The sequence below is a fragment of the Mycobacterium sp. NPDC050041 genome (assembly GCF_049541695.1).
Classification (GTDB): Bacteria; Actinomycetota; Actinomycetes; order Mycobacteriales; family Mycobacteriaceae; genus Mycobacterium.
In genome coordinates this window covers 66,915-83,660 of record NZ_JBMVDG010000007.1, presented here as the reverse complement: position 1 = coordinate 83,660, position 16,746 = coordinate 66,915, and the positions used below count along the sequence as shown (strand labels likewise).

At 69.3% G+C, this 16,746-nt stretch carries 19 protein-coding genes; 9 read left to right on the top strand and 10 right to left on the bottom strand.

Annotated elements, in window-relative coordinates:
- Nucleotides 1–31: 31 nt before the first annotated feature.
- Nucleotides 32–1,267, top strand: coding sequence for an MFS transporter (locus ACPCHZ_RS20885; protein ID WP_423486487.1), 1,236 nt, complete (start codon nucleotides 32–34; stop codon nucleotides 1,265–1,267).
- Between the two features lie 6 nt (nucleotides 1,268–1,273).
- On the opposite strand, the gene ACPCHZ_RS20880 is transcribed toward ACPCHZ_RS20885, so the two are convergent.
- Both ACPCHZ_RS20880 and ACPCHZ_RS20875 read right to left on the bottom strand, forming a co-directional pair.
- Entirely contained in the window at nucleotides 1,274–1,891 is a 618-nt protein-coding gene (locus tag ACPCHZ_RS20880) for a DUF305 domain-containing protein (RefSeq protein WP_423486486.1), read from the bottom strand.
- Nucleotides 1,888–3,432: an LVIVD repeat-containing protein gene (locus tag ACPCHZ_RS20875; RefSeq protein ID WP_423486485.1), complete on the bottom strand. Its 1,545-nt coding sequence runs from the start codon at nucleotides 3,430–3,432 to the stop codon at nucleotides 1,888–1,890. Before ACPCHZ_RS20875 ends, ACPCHZ_RS20880 begins: the two co-directional genes overlap by 4 nt.
- A 211-nt stretch (nucleotides 3,433–3,643) precedes the next feature.
- On the opposite strand from ACPCHZ_RS20875, the gene ACPCHZ_RS20870 reads away from it, so the two are divergent.
- Complete coding sequence (locus ACPCHZ_RS20870) at nucleotides 3,644–4,192, top strand: TetR/AcrR family transcriptional regulator (protein WP_423486677.1); 549 nt, start codon at nucleotides 3,644–3,646, stop codon at nucleotides 4,190–4,192.
- 3 nt (nucleotides 4,193–4,195) lie between these two features.
- Here ACPCHZ_RS20870 and ACPCHZ_RS20865 read toward each other — a convergent pair whose 3' ends face one another.
- Nucleotides 4,196–5,359, bottom strand: coding sequence for a sulfotransferase family protein (locus ACPCHZ_RS20865; RefSeq protein ID WP_423486676.1), 1,164 nt, complete (start codon nucleotides 5,357–5,359; stop codon nucleotides 4,196–4,198).
- Nucleotides 5,360–5,471: 112 nt separating this feature from the next.
- Between ACPCHZ_RS20865 and ACPCHZ_RS20860 the strand changes: the two genes are divergently transcribed.
- From ACPCHZ_RS20860 to ACPCHZ_RS20850, 3 genes are read left to right on the top strand one after another with little or no spacing between them, the layout of a single operon-like run.
- Nucleotides 5,472–6,047, top strand: coding sequence for a TetR/AcrR family transcriptional regulator (locus ACPCHZ_RS20860; protein WP_423486484.1), 576 nt, complete (start codon nucleotides 5,472–5,474; stop codon nucleotides 6,045–6,047).
- Nucleotides 6,044–7,153 (top strand): DUF1214 domain-containing protein, encoded by a 1,110-nt coding sequence (locus ACPCHZ_RS20855; RefSeq protein ID WP_423486483.1) that lies wholly within the window; start codon nucleotides 6,044–6,046, stop codon nucleotides 7,151–7,153. Before ACPCHZ_RS20860 ends, ACPCHZ_RS20855 begins: the two co-directional genes overlap by 4 nt.
- Before the next feature lie 38 nt (nucleotides 7,154–7,191).
- Nucleotides 7,192–8,562 (top strand): acyltransferase family protein, encoded by a 1,371-nt coding sequence (locus ACPCHZ_RS20850; protein WP_423486482.1) that lies wholly within the window; start codon nucleotides 7,192–7,194, stop codon nucleotides 8,560–8,562.
- Between the two features lie 54 nt (nucleotides 8,563–8,616).
- Here ACPCHZ_RS20850 and ACPCHZ_RS20845 read toward each other — a convergent pair whose 3' ends face one another.
- Both ACPCHZ_RS20845 and ACPCHZ_RS20840 read right to left on the bottom strand, forming a co-directional pair.
- On the bottom strand, nucleotides 8,617–8,823 hold the full coding sequence (locus ACPCHZ_RS20845) for a DUF5302 domain-containing protein (protein WP_423486481.1): 207 nt from the start codon (nucleotides 8,821–8,823) through the stop codon (nucleotides 8,617–8,619).
- A gap of 40 nt (nucleotides 8,824–8,863) precedes the next feature.
- Nucleotides 8,864–9,307: a PPOX class F420-dependent oxidoreductase gene (locus tag ACPCHZ_RS20840; RefSeq protein WP_423486480.1), complete on the bottom strand. Its 444-nt coding sequence runs from the start codon at nucleotides 9,305–9,307 to the stop codon at nucleotides 8,864–8,866.
- A 31-nt stretch (nucleotides 9,308–9,338) separates the two neighbouring features.
- On the opposite strand from ACPCHZ_RS20840, the gene ACPCHZ_RS20835 reads away from it, so the two are divergent.
- From ACPCHZ_RS20835 to ACPCHZ_RS20825, 3 genes are read left to right on the top strand one after another with little or no spacing between them, the layout of a single operon-like run.
- A complete protein-coding gene (locus tag ACPCHZ_RS20835; RefSeq protein WP_423486479.1) occupies nucleotides 9,339–10,163 on the top strand; it encodes a class I SAM-dependent methyltransferase in 825 nt (274 codons plus the stop codon).
- On the top strand, nucleotides 10,160–10,681 hold the full coding sequence (locus tag ACPCHZ_RS20830; RefSeq protein WP_423486478.1) for a DUF1697 domain-containing protein: 522 nt from the start codon (nucleotides 10,160–10,162) through the stop codon (nucleotides 10,679–10,681). The genes ACPCHZ_RS20835 and ACPCHZ_RS20830 overlap by 4 nt, the downstream gene beginning before the upstream one ends.
- Nucleotides 10,682–10,695: 14 nt before the next feature.
- Entirely contained in the window at nucleotides 10,696–11,535 is an 840-nt protein-coding gene (locus tag ACPCHZ_RS20825; RefSeq protein ID WP_423486477.1) for a class I SAM-dependent methyltransferase, read from the top strand.
- A gap of 2 nt (nucleotides 11,536–11,537) precedes the next feature.
- On the opposite strand, the gene ACPCHZ_RS20820 is transcribed toward ACPCHZ_RS20825, so the two are convergent.
- The gene (locus ACPCHZ_RS20820) at nucleotides 11,538–11,903 is read right to left on the bottom strand and encodes a GntR family transcriptional regulator (protein ID WP_423486675.1); all 366 of its coding nucleotides are present in this window, start codon (nucleotides 11,901–11,903) and stop codon (nucleotides 11,538–11,540) included.
- Nucleotides 11,904–11,939: 36 nt separating this feature from the next.
- Between ACPCHZ_RS20820 and ACPCHZ_RS20815 the strand changes: the two genes are divergently transcribed.
- The gene (locus ACPCHZ_RS20815) at nucleotides 11,940–12,653 is read left to right on the top strand and encodes an NAD-dependent deacylase (protein ID WP_423486476.1); all 714 of its coding nucleotides are present in this window, start codon (nucleotides 11,940–11,942) and stop codon (nucleotides 12,651–12,653) included.
- On the opposite strand, the gene ACPCHZ_RS20810 is transcribed toward ACPCHZ_RS20815, so the two are convergent.
- From ACPCHZ_RS20810 to ACPCHZ_RS20795, 4 genes are read right to left on the bottom strand one after another with little or no spacing between them, the layout of a single operon-like run.
- Nucleotides 12,650–13,111: an SRPBCC family protein gene (locus ACPCHZ_RS20810; protein WP_423486475.1), complete on the bottom strand. Its 462-nt coding sequence runs from the start codon at nucleotides 13,109–13,111 to the stop codon at nucleotides 12,650–12,652. The two genes, ACPCHZ_RS20815 and ACPCHZ_RS20810, sit on opposite strands and share 4 nt — an antisense overlap.
- A gap of 2 nt (nucleotides 13,112–13,113) precedes the next feature.
- Nucleotides 13,114–13,743 carry a class I SAM-dependent methyltransferase gene (locus ACPCHZ_RS20805; RefSeq protein WP_423486474.1) on the bottom strand — a complete coding sequence of 210 codons (630 nt, stop codon included), beginning with the start codon at nucleotides 13,741–13,743 and terminating at the stop codon, nucleotides 13,114–13,116.
- Nucleotides 13,727–14,422 carry a TetR/AcrR family transcriptional regulator gene (locus tag ACPCHZ_RS20800; protein ID WP_423486473.1) on the bottom strand — a complete coding sequence of 232 codons (696 nt, stop codon included), beginning with the start codon at nucleotides 14,420–14,422 and terminating at the stop codon, nucleotides 13,727–13,729. Before ACPCHZ_RS20800 ends, ACPCHZ_RS20805 begins: the two co-directional genes overlap by 17 nt.
- A 1-nt stretch (nucleotide 14,423) precedes the next feature.
- Nucleotides 14,424–16,700: an MMPL family transporter gene (locus ACPCHZ_RS20795; RefSeq protein ID WP_423486472.1), complete on the bottom strand. Its 2,277-nt coding sequence runs from the start codon at nucleotides 16,698–16,700 to the stop codon at nucleotides 14,424–14,426.
- Between the last annotated feature and the right edge of the window lie 46 nt (nucleotides 16,701–16,746).

Here is a 16,746-nt window from a genome sequence, read left to right as displayed (position 1 = left end):
ACCGGGGCCGCCGGCGTCGCTGTCATCAGATATGTCTGACAACGCGCCGGCGGCCTCGCCTCCCGCCACCGACTGCCGGCAGGCGGTCGGCCGCTTCGCCCTCCCGTTGCTGGCCTACGCCTTCGCCGCGATCATGGTCGGCACCACGCTGCCGACGCCGATGTACGCGCTCTACGCCGAGCGCATGCATTTCGCGGTGCTCACCACCACGGTCATCTACGCCACCTACGCCGGCGGCGTGCTCTTCGCGCTGCTGGCGTTCGGCCGCTGGTCCGACGCGATCGGCCGACGCCCGATGCTGCTCGCGGGTGTGGCGTTCGCGGTGGTGAGCGCGGCGGTGTTCCTGGTCGCCGACTCGGTGCCGATACTGCTGGTAGGCCGGGTGCTGTCCGGACTGTCGGCGGGCATCTTCACCGGCACCGCGACCGCGGCGGTGATCGAGGCCGCGCCGCCCAATTGGCGCGACCGGGCGGCCGCGGTGGCCACCGTCGCCAACATCGGCGGCCTCGGCCTCGGTCCGCTGCTGGCCGGGTTGCTCGTGCAGTACGCCCCGCAACCGCTGCATCTGGCATTCGCGGTGCACATCGCGATGGCCGCACTCGCCGGGATCGCGGTGTTCGTGGTGCCTGAGACGTCGAGCCGCGCCGGACGGATCGGTGTGCAGCGGCTGTCGGTGCCCCCGGAGACCCGCGCGGTCTTCGTCGTCGCCGCGCTGGCGGCGTTCGCAGGATTCGCCGTCACCGGATTGTTCACCGCCGTCGCGCCGTCGTTCCTGACCGGCGTGGTGGGCATCGACAACCACGCGGTGGCCGGAGCCATCGCGTGCTCGATCTTCGCGGCTTCCGCGGTGGCCCAGGTGGTGGCCCGCCGGACCGCACCGCAGCGGGCCGTCGCCCTCGGCTGCGTGATCCTGTTCGCCGGCATGGTCATACTCGCTGTCGCGCTGGCCAGTTCGTCACTGCCGGGACTGCTCGCCGCTGCGGTGGTGTCCGGTGTCGGTCAGGGCATCAGCTTCAGCCGCGGGCTGGCCGCCGTCGCCGAGCGCACGCCGCCGGATCGCCGCGCGGAAGTCAGCTCCACATACTTCGTGGTCGCCTACATCGCCATCTCGGTTCCCGTGGTGGGCGAGGGCCTGGCGGCTCAGCACCTCGGACTTCGCACCGCGGGCGTGAGTTTCGCGATCGCGGTGGCGGTACTGGCCGCGGTCTGCCTGCTCGCGATCCTCGCCCAGGAACGACGGATGAGGCCGAGCACCGCCGCAGGCTGAGTGACGTCACGGGTAGGGCAGCGGGGCGCCGTCCCGCTGTGCGAGCAGGGTCGTCATCACCTGGATGTCCTGCGCCTGCTCGTTGATCATCACCCCGGCGGCCCGCCGTACCGCGTCAGTGGCGCTCTGCCGTACCACGGATGACGCCATGTCGATTCCGCCCTGATGATGCCGCACCAACAGTTGCAGGAACAGCACCTCGTTGTCGCGGCCAGTGCTGCGCTGCAGCCGGGTGAGCTCGGCGGGTGAGGCCATCCCCGGCATCCCCGTCGGCGCGTCACCGGGGCGGTGCTCGTCGTGGCCCATCCATTCCATCGGGGTGGTCGCGGCAGGCGGTGCGTCGACGAGCTGAAGCCAACCGGTCATCTGGCCGATCTCGGTGAGCTGGGTGAAGCGGATCTGCTCGGCGAGTGCGCGCACGTCGGGCCCGGCATCGCCGACGAGCATGTCGGACATGGTGACCGCCTGTTGGTGATGGGCCGCCATGTCCTGGGCGAAACCGATGTCGACGGCCGTCATCAGCACCGGGCGCGGCGGTGGCTGGCGGTATGCGAGCACGATCGCACCGCCGAGCACCGCAGCGGCGAGCAGCGCCACAATACGCACCACGACCGTCCGCGTCATCGCGGCGGGTACACGGCGGGGTCGAGCCGCAACGCCATGAAGCCGTTGTCCGAGCAGGACACGAAGAGCGTGTTGCCGCGGAACTCCGGCGGCGACATGCACCAGTCGGCCGACAGGTCGAGCCCGATGATGCGGCCGTCCCGGATGATGTCGTTGCCGTTGATCTGCCCGTTGAGGATCGCCTGGGCGATGGCTACCGCACTGCTGGCAGGCGGCACGATGATGCCGCCGAACCGGACGTGCTGCGAGTTGGGCAGCCGGTCGTTCTTGCCGGTCTGCGCCGGCGGATTGAAATAGGCGATCTCCCTGATGTTCTCGGGGTCACGGACGTCGAAGACCCGGATGCCGGACTGGGTCCACCCACACGCGAGCGCCTGCGGATTCTCCCGCCGGTCCACCGCGCAGTAGTGCGACTCGTAGCCGAAGGCGCCGCTGCTGGAGGCGGTCGCGGCCCACGTGTCGAGGTTCTGCGGCAGGTTGATCTCGAGCTTGACGGTGTTCTTCAGCCGGAGGTCCGCGGGGTTGGCGGCGTCGAAGACCTTGACACCGCCGGAGCCGAACTCGTCGACGTTGAACAGGTGCGGTGTGCCGCCATAGGTCACGTAGATGCTGTGCTGGCTGATCAGCCCGTCACGCCAGTGCTTGTACCCACGCAACGGCAACAGCTGGTGCATGGTCGTGCCGGGCGCTGCCCGGTCCTGCACCGCCGACGTGTCCAGGATGTTGAGGCCCTGGGCGGTGGACATGTACATGGTGTCGCCATCGGGGGTGAATTCCATGCCATGGCTGGCAAATCCGGCAGGCGCACTCCACACCACGGCCGGGTTCGCGGGATCGGCGATATCGACCGCGCTGGCCCACATCTGTCCCGAGGCCCAGTAGGTGTTCCCGTCGGGCGAAAAGCCCCCTTCGTGGGTCAGCATCGGGATCCGCACGCCGGGCAGCGAACCGCGCCCGAGGTTCAGCAGTCGTGGATGCGCGCAGTCGGTGGCGATGTCGTAGATCGAGATGTAGCCCAGCCCCATCACGAAGGGCACCCCGGTGCCGGCCAGTAGGCCACGGGCTTCGTTGACCTTCAGCGATTCCCAGGTGCCGTTCACCATGGCCGGTTCGCTGAGCATCGCGGTCAGTCGCGGATTGGCCGCATCGGAGACGTCGAGCACCTGCACGCCCTGGGTGTGGGGGAACGTCGATCCGATGTAGACGCAGTTCTTGTACGACGCGCTGGTCCACCCGGCCCCCGGGCCCTGGAACTGGCCCAGCAGATCGATGTTGCAGTGGTAGCCCTCGGTGCTGCGGCGCGAGTCGCGATCGGCGAGCGGCACCTCGCCCTGCAAGCCGGTCTCGGTGCGGTCTCCTGGCCGGCAGGTGGCCGTGGGCACCGCCGTCGGCCAGATGTCCTTCGCCTCGTCGAAGTCCGGCGGCAGCGTCGCCCAGGCGTTCGTCCCGCCGACTGCGACCAGCATCAGCAGCACCGTCACCACGACGAAGACACGGTCGAGCACCCGCCCGCCGATCCGGTGCCCATCCCCCGTCGGCACACATCTCCCCATGACCGGAACCTAACATTCTCTAATCTATTAGAGAATGAAATGTGGATAATGGATATCTGTCGCGAGCGATAATTGGCACGCCCGGCGGTGACGTGCGGGCCGGATGGAACCGTCCTCCAATAGACTCGAAAACATCGCCACACGCAGGAAGTACGACGCACCGCAGCGCCGGAGGGATCTCGCCGACGCGGGTATCACCCTGCTGGGCACTGACGGTTCGCGCGGTCTGAGTCATCCGCGGGTGGACCGGCATGCCGGCGTTCCCGCGGGCACCACGTCGTTCTATTTCCGCACCCGCAAAGCACTGTTGCAGGCGATCGGGAATCGCATCACCGAGCTCGATGTCGCCGACCTGTCGATGATGGCGGAGTTGGGGCATGACGAAGCCGGCGGCTACTCGGGCACCCTCGGACTCGCTCAACTGGTGATGCTGTCGAGCACCGAGCCGTACCTGACGCGGACACGGGCACGATTCGAGATCGTGCTGAGCGCCCGCCAGGACCCTGAGCTCGACGAGACGTTCCGGAATTACGGCATGCGCTTCTACGCTTTGGCGCGCGACGTCATCGCCCAGTGGTACGACGACCCCGACGTGCCCGACAGTGTGATCGAGGAGCGGGCCGTCACCGTGCTGACGTTCATCAGCGGTGTGATGACGAGCTTCGTCAACGGCTATTCCGTCGTCTCCGACGCAGCCCACCTCGACCGGCTGATCCGCCAGATGTTGCGCAGCAGCGACCTCGCGTGACGATCAGGCGAGGAAACGACTGACGTACGGCGCGAACCGCTCCCGCAGCTCCTCCTCGTCGATACCGAAGTCGCGCCACGACGTCGAGATCCGGCCCAGCCGGCCCCGCTGGTGTTCGTCGAGGTAGCCGGCCATCGCCGCCCGCGCGTCGTCGGTCAGCGGTTCGCCGGCCAGCCGGTACACCCCCTCGGCGACGCTCATCTCGTCGGCCATGAAGTCGTCGAACCGGACGTCGATCGAGCGGTCCGGTCCGAGCAGGTCGCGGTCCCGGATCAGCGCGGCGAGCATGCGCTCGAGCCGGTCGATCCACATCGCCGCCATGTCCCGCACCGGCACCGGATCGCGGTGCATGCGTGCCGAATACGTGATCATCGCGATCATGGACAGCGCCACCGGCAGCGGGTCGCGGTGCGTGCACACCACCACTGCGCCCGGAAAGACCCGGTCGAGCACCGGCAGCTGCTCGAGGTGCTGCGGCGACTTGAGCAGCCAGCGGCGACCGCCGCGCAGGAACTGCATCGCCTTCAGCTGCGTGGCGAGGTAGCGGTAGTGCGGTGCCTGATCGTGGCCCCGGTAGTGGTCGCGCCAGCGCGGCACGTCGGCCAGCGTCTCGAACAGCATCGTGGAGAAGTCGTTGGCCAGCAACTGGATCTCCTCGTGCACATGATCGGTGGTCATCTCGTGCATCAGCCGGAAGTGCGGCATGACGACGTCCATCACGGTCACGGCGGCGTCCATCCGCAGCCTGCGGGGATCGGGCACGACGCCCTGCTCACCCGGCATCGGGAACGGCTCGACGCTCTCCCAGTACGGCATCGTCCGGAAGGTGGTCGGCGCTGCCAGCAGATTGTGCAGATGGGTGGTGCCGGTACGCGGCAGACCGGCGATCACGACCGGCGGCAGGAGTTCGATCTCGTGGATCTCGGGATGGCGGGCCAGCAGGTCGGTGAGCAGTAGCCGGTTCTTCAGCAGCTGCACCAGCATGACGTGGAAGTTGACCACGCCGGGACCGTGCAGTCCGGAGATCTCCTGCAGCGCAGTGAGAAACACGTCGAGACGGTCGCGGTAGTCGTCGGCGCCGAAGTCGTGGAGCCCGGTTTCCGCACTGGCCTTGGCGTGCAGCGCGGCCGCGTCCAGCGGGCAGTCCGCGGCCATCATCGCCATCATGTCGCGGATCTGCTGCGCGTCGGCACTGAACTGCGGGTGCGCGAGATCGCCGAGCTCGACGACTGCGGCTGTGGTGTCGGTCACAGCGACTTATGTTACTCTGAGTTTCGTAATGACGACAGACCTGGGCCGCCCCCGGAATCCCCGCATCGACTCCGCCGTGCTCGACGCGACCGTCGACCTGCTGGGCCGGACCGGCTACGCCGCGCTCTCGGTCGACGCGATCGCCCGGCGGGCAGGCACCAGCAAACCGGCCATCTACCGGAGGTGGCCCAGCAAGGCGCACCTCGTGCACGAAGCGGCCTTCCCGCTGGACGCGGCGGTGGAGCTGCCCGCCACCGGATCCCTGCCGGACGACGTCCGGGAAATGGTGCGCCGCACCACCGCGGTGCTCACCACTCCGGCCGCCCAGGCGGCCCTTCCCGGGCTGATCGGCGAGATGGCCGCCGACCCCTCGCTGCACACCGCGCTGCTCGAGCGCTTCGGCGACATCCTGGGTCGCGGGCTGTCCGAACGACTGGCCGATGCCGGCGCCCGCGGCGAGATCCGGACCGACGTGACCGCCGTCGACCTCACCGAAGCGATCGCCGGCATCACCCTGCTCGCATTGCTCAGCCGGGGCGCCACCCTGGACGACGCCTGGGTCGAACGCACCGCCACCCTCATCACGAAAGGTATCAGCGCATGACCGGAGCCACCCACGAGTCGAGCGCCGCCTGGCGCGAACTGCTCGACACGCTCGGCAGTCTCGACCGCACCTTCCTCGAGGGCGACCGCGCCGTCACCGACGACCGCCACGTCGCGGACGGCTACCGGATGCTCGCGACCACCCTCGGGGTGGCCTTCGACACCTACCTGTTCGCCGACCCCGCCCGCCCGCGGTGGCTCGAGGTGAACTCGCCGTCGCGTCCCGACCGCCGGTGGGGTGGCGACAACACCGACGCCTACTACTTCATGTGCCCCGTCGACCCGCAGCGCCGCTACCGCATCAGCGGCAACCGCGGCGACAGCGTCTACTTCTCGGTCACCGCCTACAACGAACCCGCCCCGGGTGCGTGGTCGGACCGCATCGTGGCGATCGTGCGCGACGACGACCTCGAGTTCACCGCCGACGGCGACTTCACGTTCGACTTCGGCCCGGTCCCGGACGCCGCGGTACTGATGACCCGCGACTACCAGGCCGATCCGCGCACCGGGCGACCGGTGCGTTGGGAGATCGAGGCGCTCGACGAGCCACCACCGTTCCGGCACGGCGACGCCGAGACCGCCTCGGCATTGCGCGCCTCGGCGGCCTGGCTGCGGACGATGTTCGCCATCCTGCCGCTGGCCGTCGGCGTGCGCGTCGATGACGCACACTCGCACGGTCACGAGATCGCCTCGGCGGCCAACGAATTCGCCGACCCGTACCAGGTCCCGGACGCCAACTTCGGCTGGTCGGCGCGCGACGCGTGCTATGCCTACGGCAGCTTCGTGCTCGAGGACGACGAGGCCCTCGTGATCACCCACCGCCCGCCGCCCTGCCGGTTCTGGAACCTGGTGGTGTGGAACCAGTTCATGGCCACCCCCGGCGTGGCAGACGCCCGCAGCTCGGTCAACGGCCACAGCGCGGTGCCCAGTGCCGACGGCTCGGTGACGATCGTCGTGTCACCCGGCAGCACGGCCCACCCGAACTCGGTCACCACGCTCGGCTACCCCCGCGGCAATCTCGCGTTCCGGTGGTTCCTGGCCGACGGGGTGCCCGCCCGGCCGGAGGTGCGGTTGGTCAAGGCGGCGGACGCCCCGACCGAAATTTGAGTAGCACTACCTAGCCGGTCGCGGCTTACCGTTTTCCCATGCCAGAACGCCTTTCCGAACCCCGGGTCGCACAGCTCCTGCCCGCCGTCTTCCCCTCCCCCGCCGAGGTCGCCGCAGGCACCCCGGCCACCCGCGACCGGGCCATCGACGTCATCCGCATCACCGCCCTCGTCGGCGTGGTTCTCGGCCACACCGTGATGGCCACCAGCACCATCCGCGACGACGTGTTCATCTGGAGCAATCTGCTCACCGCCTCGCCGGTGTTCCAGGCGCTGACCTGGGTGTTCCAGATCATGCCGCTGTTCTTCTTCGCGGGCGTCGCGGCGTGCGTGGACTCGTGGCAGGCCGGCGGATCCTGGGGCAATTGGCTGCTGCGTCGCTGCACCCGGCTGTATCGGCCGGTGTTCTACTACCTGGCGTTCTGGGGTGTGGCCCTGGTGACGCTGCGCGTGGTGCTGCCCGAACACGTCTACGAACCGATCGCGGGGATCAGCATCCAACTGCTCTGGTTCCTCGGCGCCTACGTACTCGTGCTCGCCGCCGTCCCGCTGCTCACCCACATCACCACCACGGCCCGGCTGGCGGCGGCGGTGCTCGGCGCCTACGCGTTCGTCGCGGCGGTCGACGTCCTGCGCATCAACATGGAGATGCCGAAACTGGTGTCCTATCTGAACATGGCGGCCTGGCTCATCCCCGGCATGCTGGGAGTGGCGTACCGGCGACGGCTGCTCGACGGCCGCACCGCGCTGCGCGTCGGCGTGGCGATGCTCGGGGTGAACCTGGCGCTGCTGTGGTGGGGCCCCTACGAGCTGAGCCTGGTCGGCATCGAGACCCAGCAGCTCAAGAACATGACACCGCCGTCACTGCTGCTCGCCGGACACGCGATCATGATGTGCGCCTTCGCGATCGCCGCCGCACCCGCCATCAACCGGTGGGCACAGCGGCCCCGGGTGTGGTGGCTGGCCGCGATCGGCAACTCCGGGGCGATGACGCTCTACCTGTGGCACATGCCGGCCCTGCTGGCCATGCACCTGGTGTTCGACCACCTCGGCATGTCCCGATTCGACCCGGCCGCAGACGGTTTCGTGCTGCTGTCAGTGGTTCAGCTGGTGATCATGGCGGCGCTGATCGGCCTGGTGTTCGTGACGCTTCGCCCGCTGGAGAACAACCCGTTACCGCTGTGGGACGGCGGCCTGGTGTCGCGGCCGGGGCCGCGCAGCGCCGCGGTCGGCACCCTGCTCTGCGTGGCCGGCGCCGCCACCCTGGCCTCCGTCGGGTGGGGGCTCAAGGATCAGGGCCTGTGGTGCGTCGCGGTGATGCTGGTGGCGCTGGTGGGCGCCCGCGCGCTGGCCGGTGACGCGACGGTGATCGCGCCGCGGGTCACCGAACGTGCGGCCACGGCGATCTGACCGCCGGATCGTCGCAGTGACCGCACACTCGACGAGTGTGCGGTCCTCGCCGCGCTACCCGCTCTTGCGGCGGAACTCCCGACGGCTCTCCTGGGGGCCGTGCGCCCGGGGCTGCTTGCGGCCGCCGTCCTTGTGCGCGGCGCCGCCGCCGGCATTCGCCTTCTTGCGTTCCAGCGCTTCGCGGAACTTCTGCCTGGTGTCGTCCGGTGCGGCCGCCCCGGTCGTGTCGCCGTTGCTCTCGGTCACCGGTTCGTCAGCCATGAGCGCAGCGTAGCCTGCCCGCCCGCCGCCGTCGCGAGGTTTACCGGCGCCCCGGCGGCATGCCGTAGACATGCGAGATCGGCAGCGTCAGCAGCACCCGCCGGTCGTCGACCATCGCGCGCCGGTAGTCATCCCAGTCGGGATGCTCTCCGGCGATGTTGCGGTACAACGCAATCAGCGCCTCGACGGTGTCGTCCCCAGGATCGGCGGCCGGTGCGGTCAGGTTTGCCGTGCCCTCGGCCACCGCATATGACCACCCGTCGTCGGAGCTGACGTGCAGCGACGCCCGGGCGTCGCGGCGCAGATTGCGGGTCTTGGCCCGCGGTTCGGTGACCGAGACCTGGACGACGACCGCACGGGGGTCGAAGTGGTAGCTGACGTTCGACAGCTGCGGCCGGCCGTCGCGCTTGATGGTGGCCAGCACGCCCAGCGAGTTGTTCGCGATCAGCGCCAACAGCTTGTCGTCGAACACCTGACGGCCCATGGACCGAGCCTACGTCTTTACCATCGATCTGATGACGGCGATCGACGGCAACACTTTGGACGGCGTTTCGGCCACCACCCTGTGGACGCTGCACAACCGCGGCTCCGAGGCCAAGCGGTCCGACGGCGTGATCCGCGACCCGTGGGCGGTGGCGCTGCTGGACGCCATCGACTACGACTACCGCAAATTCGGCAAGCCCAACCAGTCGCACGGGCTGCGGGCCCGGGCGTTCGACGACGCGACCGCCGCCTATCTGCGCGCCCACCCCGGCGCGTCGGTGGTGGCGCTCGCCGAAGGCCTGCAGACCAGCTTCTGGCGCCTGGACCGCCGCGGCGTCGCCGGCGAGGTGAGCTGGTACTCGGTCGATCTGCCCCCGGTGATGGCGCTGCGCGAGCAGCTGCTCCCGCGCGACGACCGGATCGTCGAGCTGGCCCAGTCGGCGCTGGACCGCAGCTGGATGGACCGGGTCGACGCGTCGCGGGGAGTGTTCATCACCGCCGAGGGCCTGCTGATGTACCTCGATCCCGGCGACGTGCTCGACCTCCTCCGCGACTGCGCGGCGCGCTTCCCGGGCGGGCAGATGATGTTCGACTCGATTCCGCACTGGCTCAGCCGGCGCACGCTGAAGGGGCTGCGGCTGTCGGACCGCTACGTCACACCGCCGATGCCGTTCGCGCTCACCGCCGACGACGGTGTCGCCCTGGCCGGACGCATCCCCGGCGTGCGCGCGGCCCGCGACGTCGCCATGCCGCGCGGTCGCGGGCTGTTCAACGTGCTGTTCTGGCCCTCCCTGGACCGGCTCGGTTTCCACCGCCGCAACCGGCCGAGCATCACCCTGCTGGAGTTCGGCGGGTGACCCGCTTCGCCGCGTTCCTTCGCGGAGTGAACGTCGGCGGGGTGACTCTGAAGATGGCCGACGTGAAACGCGTCTTCACCGATGCCGGATTCGGTTCTGTGCGAATTATTCTGGCGAGCGGCAACGTCGTCTTCGACAGTCCGGCCGCTGTCGGCGCGGTCCGCGCGAAGGCCGAGAAGGCGCTACGCGACGCGTTCGGCTACGACGCCTGGGTGCTGGCCTACGACCTCGGCACGGTGGCGGCCATCTCCGAGGCGTATCCGTTCGAGCGCGAGGTCGACGGGCACCACTCCTACGTCACGTTCGTCAGCGATGCCGACGTGCTCGACGAGTTGGCCCTACTGGCCGACGAGCCGGGACCCGACGAGAAGATCGCCCGCGGTGACGGCGTCGTCTACTGGCAGGTGCCCCGGTCGGCGACGCTGCACAGCGCGATGGGCAAGACGATGGGCAGGAAGCGGTACAAGTCGTCGACGACCACCCGCAATCTCCGCACGCTGGACAAAGTGTTGCGGTGAGTACATTCGCGTAGGTGACAGGCACACCTACCCCGAAGGTCGACGCCAGCGCCCTGAAAGACGTCTCGGAGACGGCGCTGCTGACCCTGCAGGTCCGGGCCCACGAGGCCAGGCGCCCCGACTCCCTGATCGACGATCCGATGGCCGTGCGGCTCGTCGACTCGATCGACTTCGACTTCGCCAAGTTCGGCTTCGCCCGCCGCCAGGACATGGCGCTGCGCGCGAAGACCTTCGACACCTACACCCGTCGCTACCTCCTCGACCACCCGAAGGCGACGGTGGTGGCCCTCGCAGAGGGGTTCCAGACCAGCTTCCACCGGCTGGACGCCGCCGGAGTGGGCCACGACTTCCGTTGGCTCACCATCGATCTGCCGCCGATGATCGCGCTGCGCGAGAAGCTGCTTCCGCCGTCGGAGCGGGTGCGGACGCTGGCCCAGTCAGCGCTTGACTACTCGTGGATGGATGCGGTGGACGACTCCGACGGGGTTTTCGTCACGGCCGAGGGCCTGCTGATGTACCTGCCGCCGTCGGACGCGATGGGTCTGATCAACGCCTGCGCCACCCGGTTCCCCGGCGGCCAGATGATGTTCGACCTGCCGCCGCCGTGGTTCGCGGCGATCACCCGCCGGGGCATGCGGACGTCGACGCGCTATAAGGTGCCGCCGATGCCATTCAGCCTCACGGTGTCGCAGGCCGCTGAACTGGCCGACACGGTGCCGGGCGTGCGCGCGGTGCACGACGTGCCGATTCCGGAGGGCCGTGGGCGGCTGTTGAACGCCCTGGCCTGGACGGCGCAGCGATTGCCCCTCTTCGACTCGGTGCGTCCGGTGACCACGCTGCTCGAGTTCGGCTAGCGCTAGTCGAAGGCCGACTCGACGTAGCGCAGCGCTTCGGTCTTGTCGACGCCGAGTGCCCGCGCCGTCGCCGCGAAGGTGTGTGCCGCGGTCGCCATCGCGGTGTCGGCGGGGTCCACCCTGGCGACGAATGTGCCGAACCTACCCCGGGTTTCGAGAATGCCTGCGGCTTCCAGTTCGCGGTAGGCGCGGGCCACGGTGTTGACGGCCAGGTTGAGTTGACCGGCGAGTTCGCGCACGGTGGGCAGCCGGGTGCCCGGAGGCAGCCCGCCTTCGCGGACACCGTCGATGATCTGCTGCCTGAGCTGGTCGAAGAGTGGCCGTGCCGCTTGCGCGTCGATCCGCACCCAATCCCCCAATTCGGCCACGTGCCCAGTATTGCTCACAGCCGCTACTTTGGTCATGTGCAAGTGACGGTGCTCAGCGGGGCCGGCATCTCGGCCGAGAGTGGCGTGCCGACGTTCCGCGACGTCGAGACGGGTCTGTGGGCCAAGGTCGACCCCTACGAGATCTCCAGCGCCCACGGCTGGGCGAACCAGCCCGAGAAGGTGTGGGCGTGGTACCTGTGGCGCCACCACATGATGGACGCCGTTGAACCGAACAACGGCCACCGCGCGGTCGCAGCGTGGCAGGACTACGCCGACGTGCACGTCGTCACCCAGAACGTGGACAACCTGCACGAGCGGGCAGGTAGCCGCAACGTCTACCACCTGCACGGCAGCCTGTTCGAATTCCGTTGCGCCGCGTGTGGCGCGCAGTTCGAGGGTGTGGTGCCCGCGATGCCCGAACCGGTGGAGTCGGTGGATCCGCCGCAGTGTCCGTGCGGCGGGCTGATCCGCCCGAATGTGGTGTGGTTCGGCGAGGCGCTGCCCGAGGACGCGTGGCAGCGGTCGGTGGCCGCGGTCAACGCCGCGGACGTGGTGGTCGTGGTGGGCACGTCGTCGATCGTCTACCCGGCCGCCGGGCTCCCCGAAATGGCGCTGGCCAACGGCACGGCGGTGGTGGAGGTCAATCCGGAGCGCACCCCGCTGTCCGACGCCGCGACCGTCAGCCTGCGCGAATCGGCGGCAGGCGCGCTGCCCAACCTGTTGCAGCGGCTGCCGCAACTACTGCGCTAGGGCGCCGCGGCAGGCCCGGTCGAGCGCTGCTCGAAGTGGCGGCGCATGGCCGCGAGCATCTCCTGGTGCGCTCTCACCGCTTCGCGGTGCGCATAGCCGATCAACGGGCGCGGGGCGACGATCCGCACCCGCTCGACGATCCGGGTGCCGCCGTCGACGGCATCGAAACTCACGACGTCACGGAGTCGCACACCGAGGTGCGCCTGTGAATCACCGACCACGTGCCCATCAGCACCGACGCGCAGATTCGCCGTGTACGACGTGCGAAACGACAACGGACCGAACGTGTTCCGCTCCTTTATCCGCCAGTGCCCGGGTGCGACCTCGCGCACCGCCAGGATCAGCGGGTGAACCGTCGGCAGGTTCGTCAGGTCCGTGTAGAAGGCTCGCGTCGTGGCGGGATCGCTGGGCACCCACTCGGTCAGCGTCCACTCCGAGCGCGCACGCCACCAGCTCATGGTCAGTCCCGGACTGCCCGGCCCAGCGCCACTTCGGCGACCGGCGACGGCGCCCAGGCCGGTAGCGCCCATTCGCGTCGCGCGCCGTCGACGCGGAATCCCGCGCCGACGATCGACGATTCGGTGTCGCGGTGGGTGTGACAGTTCCCGAGCAGCCGCGGCCACACCGTGGCGTCGGCGAGCCGCTGCAGCCGCGCCCGTATGCCGGTACCTGCGATGTGTTCGAGGTAGCGCAGCTCACCGCCCGGGCGGAGCAACGAATACAGCTGTCGCAGAACACCGTCCGGGTCGTCGACCGAGCACAGCACCAGCGAGCACACCACCGCGTCGAACGGCTCGCGGGCGGCGAAGTCCTCGATGGCGTCGGCGGTGACGGTGACGGGGACCGGTGCGTGCGCGGCCGCCTCGCGGGCGGTTTCGGCGAGCCGGTGTTCGGGTTCGAGTGCGATGACCTCCGCCACCCCCGGCGGGTAGTGCGCGAAATTGGTGCCCGTGCCGGCGCCCACCTCGAGCACCCGGCCGGTCAACCCGGCCAGGTTCTCCGTGCGCAGCCGGCGAACGGTCTCCGGTTCGTGTCCGGACATGGCGGTCCACACCCGCGCGAAGAACGGATTGTCAACGAGTTCGCTCATCGGCCATCTCCTTCATCAGCGCTATCGCCTTCTGCGGGGGCGTCTCGACATCGATGATCGTCGACATGATGTGGCCGCAACACACCGCCCGCAGCACGCGGTCGGCGAACGCCTCGACGTCGCCCCACGGCAGATAGGGCCGTGAGATCAGCATCGCCGCCACCCCGTGGGCGGCCGTCCACAGTTCCAGCGCCAGCATGGTCGGGTCACCCGGCGGGTAGATGCCCTCGGCGATCAGCGCTTCGATCGAACCGCGCATGTGGACGAACGCCGAACTGTTGAGTGTCACGTCGACGTCGCTGCCCGGGCGGCCCTCCCCCATCGTCGCGATGCGGTACAGCTCAGGGGTCTCGGTGGCGAACCGGACATAGGCCAGGCCCTGGGCGCGCAGCACGTCGATGGCCGACGGCTGATCGGCCGACACCCGCTGCATCTCCTCGTCGAGTTTCTCGAAGTAGCGGGCGCACACCGCATCCAGGAGCGCATCCTTGTCGGCGAAGTGCAGATAGATCGACGGCGCGGTGACGCCGACGCGCTGCGCCACGGAGCGGATCGACACCGCCTTGGCGTGCCCCGTCTCCAGCAGCAGATCGGTGGTGGCGTCGAGTATCTCCTCACGCAGGTGTTCGCCGGACCCGCGTGGGGCCCGGCGACGCTTCACCCCGGTCGGCCCGCTCACGTCACCCAGTGTCCGACACGGCGACCCGCGGCCGGTCGTCGGCCCCCGCAGCGCGCTCGGGCGCCGACTCGCTGATGCCGATGCGCTCGTGCAACCGGGCCAGCGGCGCGGGCGCCCACCAGTTCCACCGGCCGAGCACATGCATGAACGCCGGCACCAGCAGCATCCGCACCAGCGTGGCGTCGGCGAGCACCGCCAGGGTGAGGCCCACCCCGAACATGCGCATGAAGGACACCTGGGCGGCGATCAGTGCGGCGAAGCTGATCGACATGACCAGCGCCGCAGCCGTGACGACACGGCCGGTGCGGGCCAGCCCGAGCGCCACGGCCTCGTCGTTGTCCTCGGCTGTCCTTCCGGGTGATGCCAGCCAGTGCTCCCTGATCCTGGAGACCAGGAAGACCTCGTAGTCCATCGACAGGCCGAACGCGATGCAGAACATCAGCACCGGCATGTTGGCGACCAGGGTTCCGGTCGGCGTGGTGCCGAACGCGCCGAGGTGGCCCTCCTGGAAGATCCACACCAGCGCGCCGAACGCGGCGGACAACGAGATGACGTTGAGCAGCAACGCTTTCAGCGGTATCACCACGCTGCCGCTGAGCAGGAACAGCAGCACGAACGTCACCGCGGCGATCACACCGAGCACCAGCGGCAGCCGGGACGTGATCGACTCCGAGCTGTCGCGGTTGATCGCCGCGACACCGGTCAACTGCACCGGCTTACCTTCGGGCGGCGCCACTGCTCGCAGTGCGTCGAGCTGCGCGTCGGACGCCGCGGTGAACAGCGGCGCCTCGCTCGTGACGGTGAGATAGGCTGCGCCGTCCCGCATTCCGGTCGATGCCGCAGGCGGCCCGACCGGTGCGCCGTCGACGAACGTGCCACCCGGTGCGGACGCCGAGGCGACCTGCGGCACCTCCGACAGCGCGGCGGCATAGCGGTCGAACTCCTCGGGTGTGACGCCGGTGGCGTCGGGCAGCACCACCGTGACGTTGGCGGCCGAGTCGACCGCGAAGTCGTTGCGCAGCCCGTCACCCACCTGGCGCGCCGAGGCCGATTCGGGCAACACGCGGTCGTCGGGGAACCCCCACTTGATGCCGAGGAACGGCGCTCCCAGCAGGAGCAGAAGCGTGACGACGGCCAGGCCGATGATGACCGAGCGGCGCATCACGAACTTCGTGGAGCGGTACCAGAAGGTCTCCTCGACCGGCCGCGGGACCGGCTCGGGCCGGCCCAGGAGCCGCCGCAGGCCGCGCCGCACGTCGAGGGAGTCGATGCGATCGCCCAGCAGCGCGATCGCCGCGGGCGCCACCACCAGTGCTGCGGTCGCGGCGAACACCACCACCGCGATACCGGCATAGGCGAACGACTTCAGGAAGTACATCGGGAACAGCACCATCGCGAGCATCGACAGCGCGACCGTCATCGCCGAGAAGAGCACGGTGCGGCCCGCCGTCACCATGGTGCGCACCAGCGCGCGGTCCCGGTCGGCGCCGTCGGCGAGTTCGTCGCGGTAGCGGCTGATGATGAGAAGCGTGGAGTCGATGGCGATCGCCAGACCCATGGCGATCGAGAGATTCAGCGCGAAGATCGACACGTCGGTGAACAGGGTGACGGTCCGCAGCGCCGCCATCGTGCCCAGGATCGCGAAGGCGCCGACGATCAGCGGCAGCGTCGCGGCGAACACGCCGCCGAACACCCACAGCAGCACCAGGAAGCTGAGCGGAATCGCGATCGACTCCATCAGGAGCAGGTCTTTCTCGCTCTGCCCGTTCACCTGGACGTAGGTCATGGCCTCGCCACCGGCCCGCACCACGACACCGTCGCGGTCATGCACCACCTGTTCGACCAGCGCCTTGGCATGTTTCTGTGCGTCACTCTCGCCGCCGGTGATTCCGGCGATGATCAGGCCGGTGCGACCGTCCTCGCTCACCAGGGCCGACGCCGCGGCGGGTGGCGCGGTCCACGCCGAGCTGACCTGGCCGACATCGGGCGAGGCCTCCAGTGCGCGGACGATGTCGTCTCCGGCGGCGCGGGCTGCGGCGTCTCGCGCGCCCGCCTCGGAGGTGACGCTGATGACGAGGTCCATGTCGCCGCGGTCGAACTTGTCGACCAGCACCGCGGTGGCTCTGGCCGATTCGGAGTCCGGGTCCTGGAAGCCACCGGCGGACAGGTTCTTGGCCACCGGGATGCCGAAGACTCCGGCTGCGACCATCACGAGTGCGGCGATGACGAGAATGCGGCGGGGTGCGGCGATGGCCAGCTCGGCGATTCGTTGCAGCATCGTCGCGTCCTCCAGACCCGAATACGGACTTACCGGCGCTAACTTA

What these genes read in the sequence shown, in the direction of transcription:
- ACPCHZ_RS20885 (WP_423486487.1), top strand. Translation starts at nt 32, where the DNA reads ATGTCTGACAACGCGCCGGCGGCCTCGCCTCCCGCCACCGACTGCCGG.
- ACPCHZ_RS20845 (WP_423486481.1), bottom strand. Translation starts at nt 8,823, where the DNA reads ATGGCTGACGAACCGGTGACCGAGAGCAACGGCGACACGACCGGGGCG.
- ACPCHZ_RS20880 (WP_423486486.1), bottom strand. Translation starts at nt 1,891, where the DNA reads ATGACGCGGACGGTCGTGGTGCGTATTGTGGCGCTGCTCGCCGCTGCG.
- ACPCHZ_RS20810 (WP_423486475.1), bottom strand. Translation starts at nt 13,111, where the DNA reads ATGAGCTGGTGGCGTGCGCGCTCGGAGTGGACGCTGACCGAGTGGGTG.
- ACPCHZ_RS20835 (WP_423486479.1), top strand. Translation starts at nt 9,339, where the DNA reads ATGACGGCGATCGACGGCAACACTTTGGACGGCGTTTCGGCCACCACC.
- ACPCHZ_RS20865 (WP_423486676.1), bottom strand. Translation starts at nt 5,359, where the DNA reads ATGATGGCGATGATGGCCGCGGACTGCCCGCTGGACGCGGCCGCGCTG.
- ACPCHZ_RS20840 (WP_423486480.1), bottom strand. Translation starts at nt 9,307, where the DNA reads ATGGGCCGTCAGGTGTTCGACGACAAGCTGTTGGCGCTGATCGCGAAC.
- ACPCHZ_RS20805 (WP_423486474.1), bottom strand. Translation starts at nt 13,743, where the DNA reads ATGAGCGAACTCGTTGACAATCCGTTCTTCGCGCGGGTGTGGACCGCC.
- ACPCHZ_RS20795 (WP_423486472.1), bottom strand. Translation starts at nt 16,700, where the DNA reads ATGCTGCAACGAATCGCCGAGCTGGCCATCGCCGCACCCCGCCGCATT.
- ACPCHZ_RS20860 (WP_423486484.1), top strand. Translation starts at nt 5,472, where the DNA reads ATGACGACAGACCTGGGCCGCCCCCGGAATCCCCGCATCGACTCCGCC.
- ACPCHZ_RS20855 (WP_423486483.1), top strand. Translation starts at nt 6,044, where the DNA reads ATGACCGGAGCCACCCACGAGTCGAGCGCCGCCTGGCGCGAACTGCTC.
- ACPCHZ_RS20850 (WP_423486482.1), top strand. Translation starts at nt 7,192, where the DNA reads ATGCCAGAACGCCTTTCCGAACCCCGGGTCGCACAGCTCCTGCCCGCC.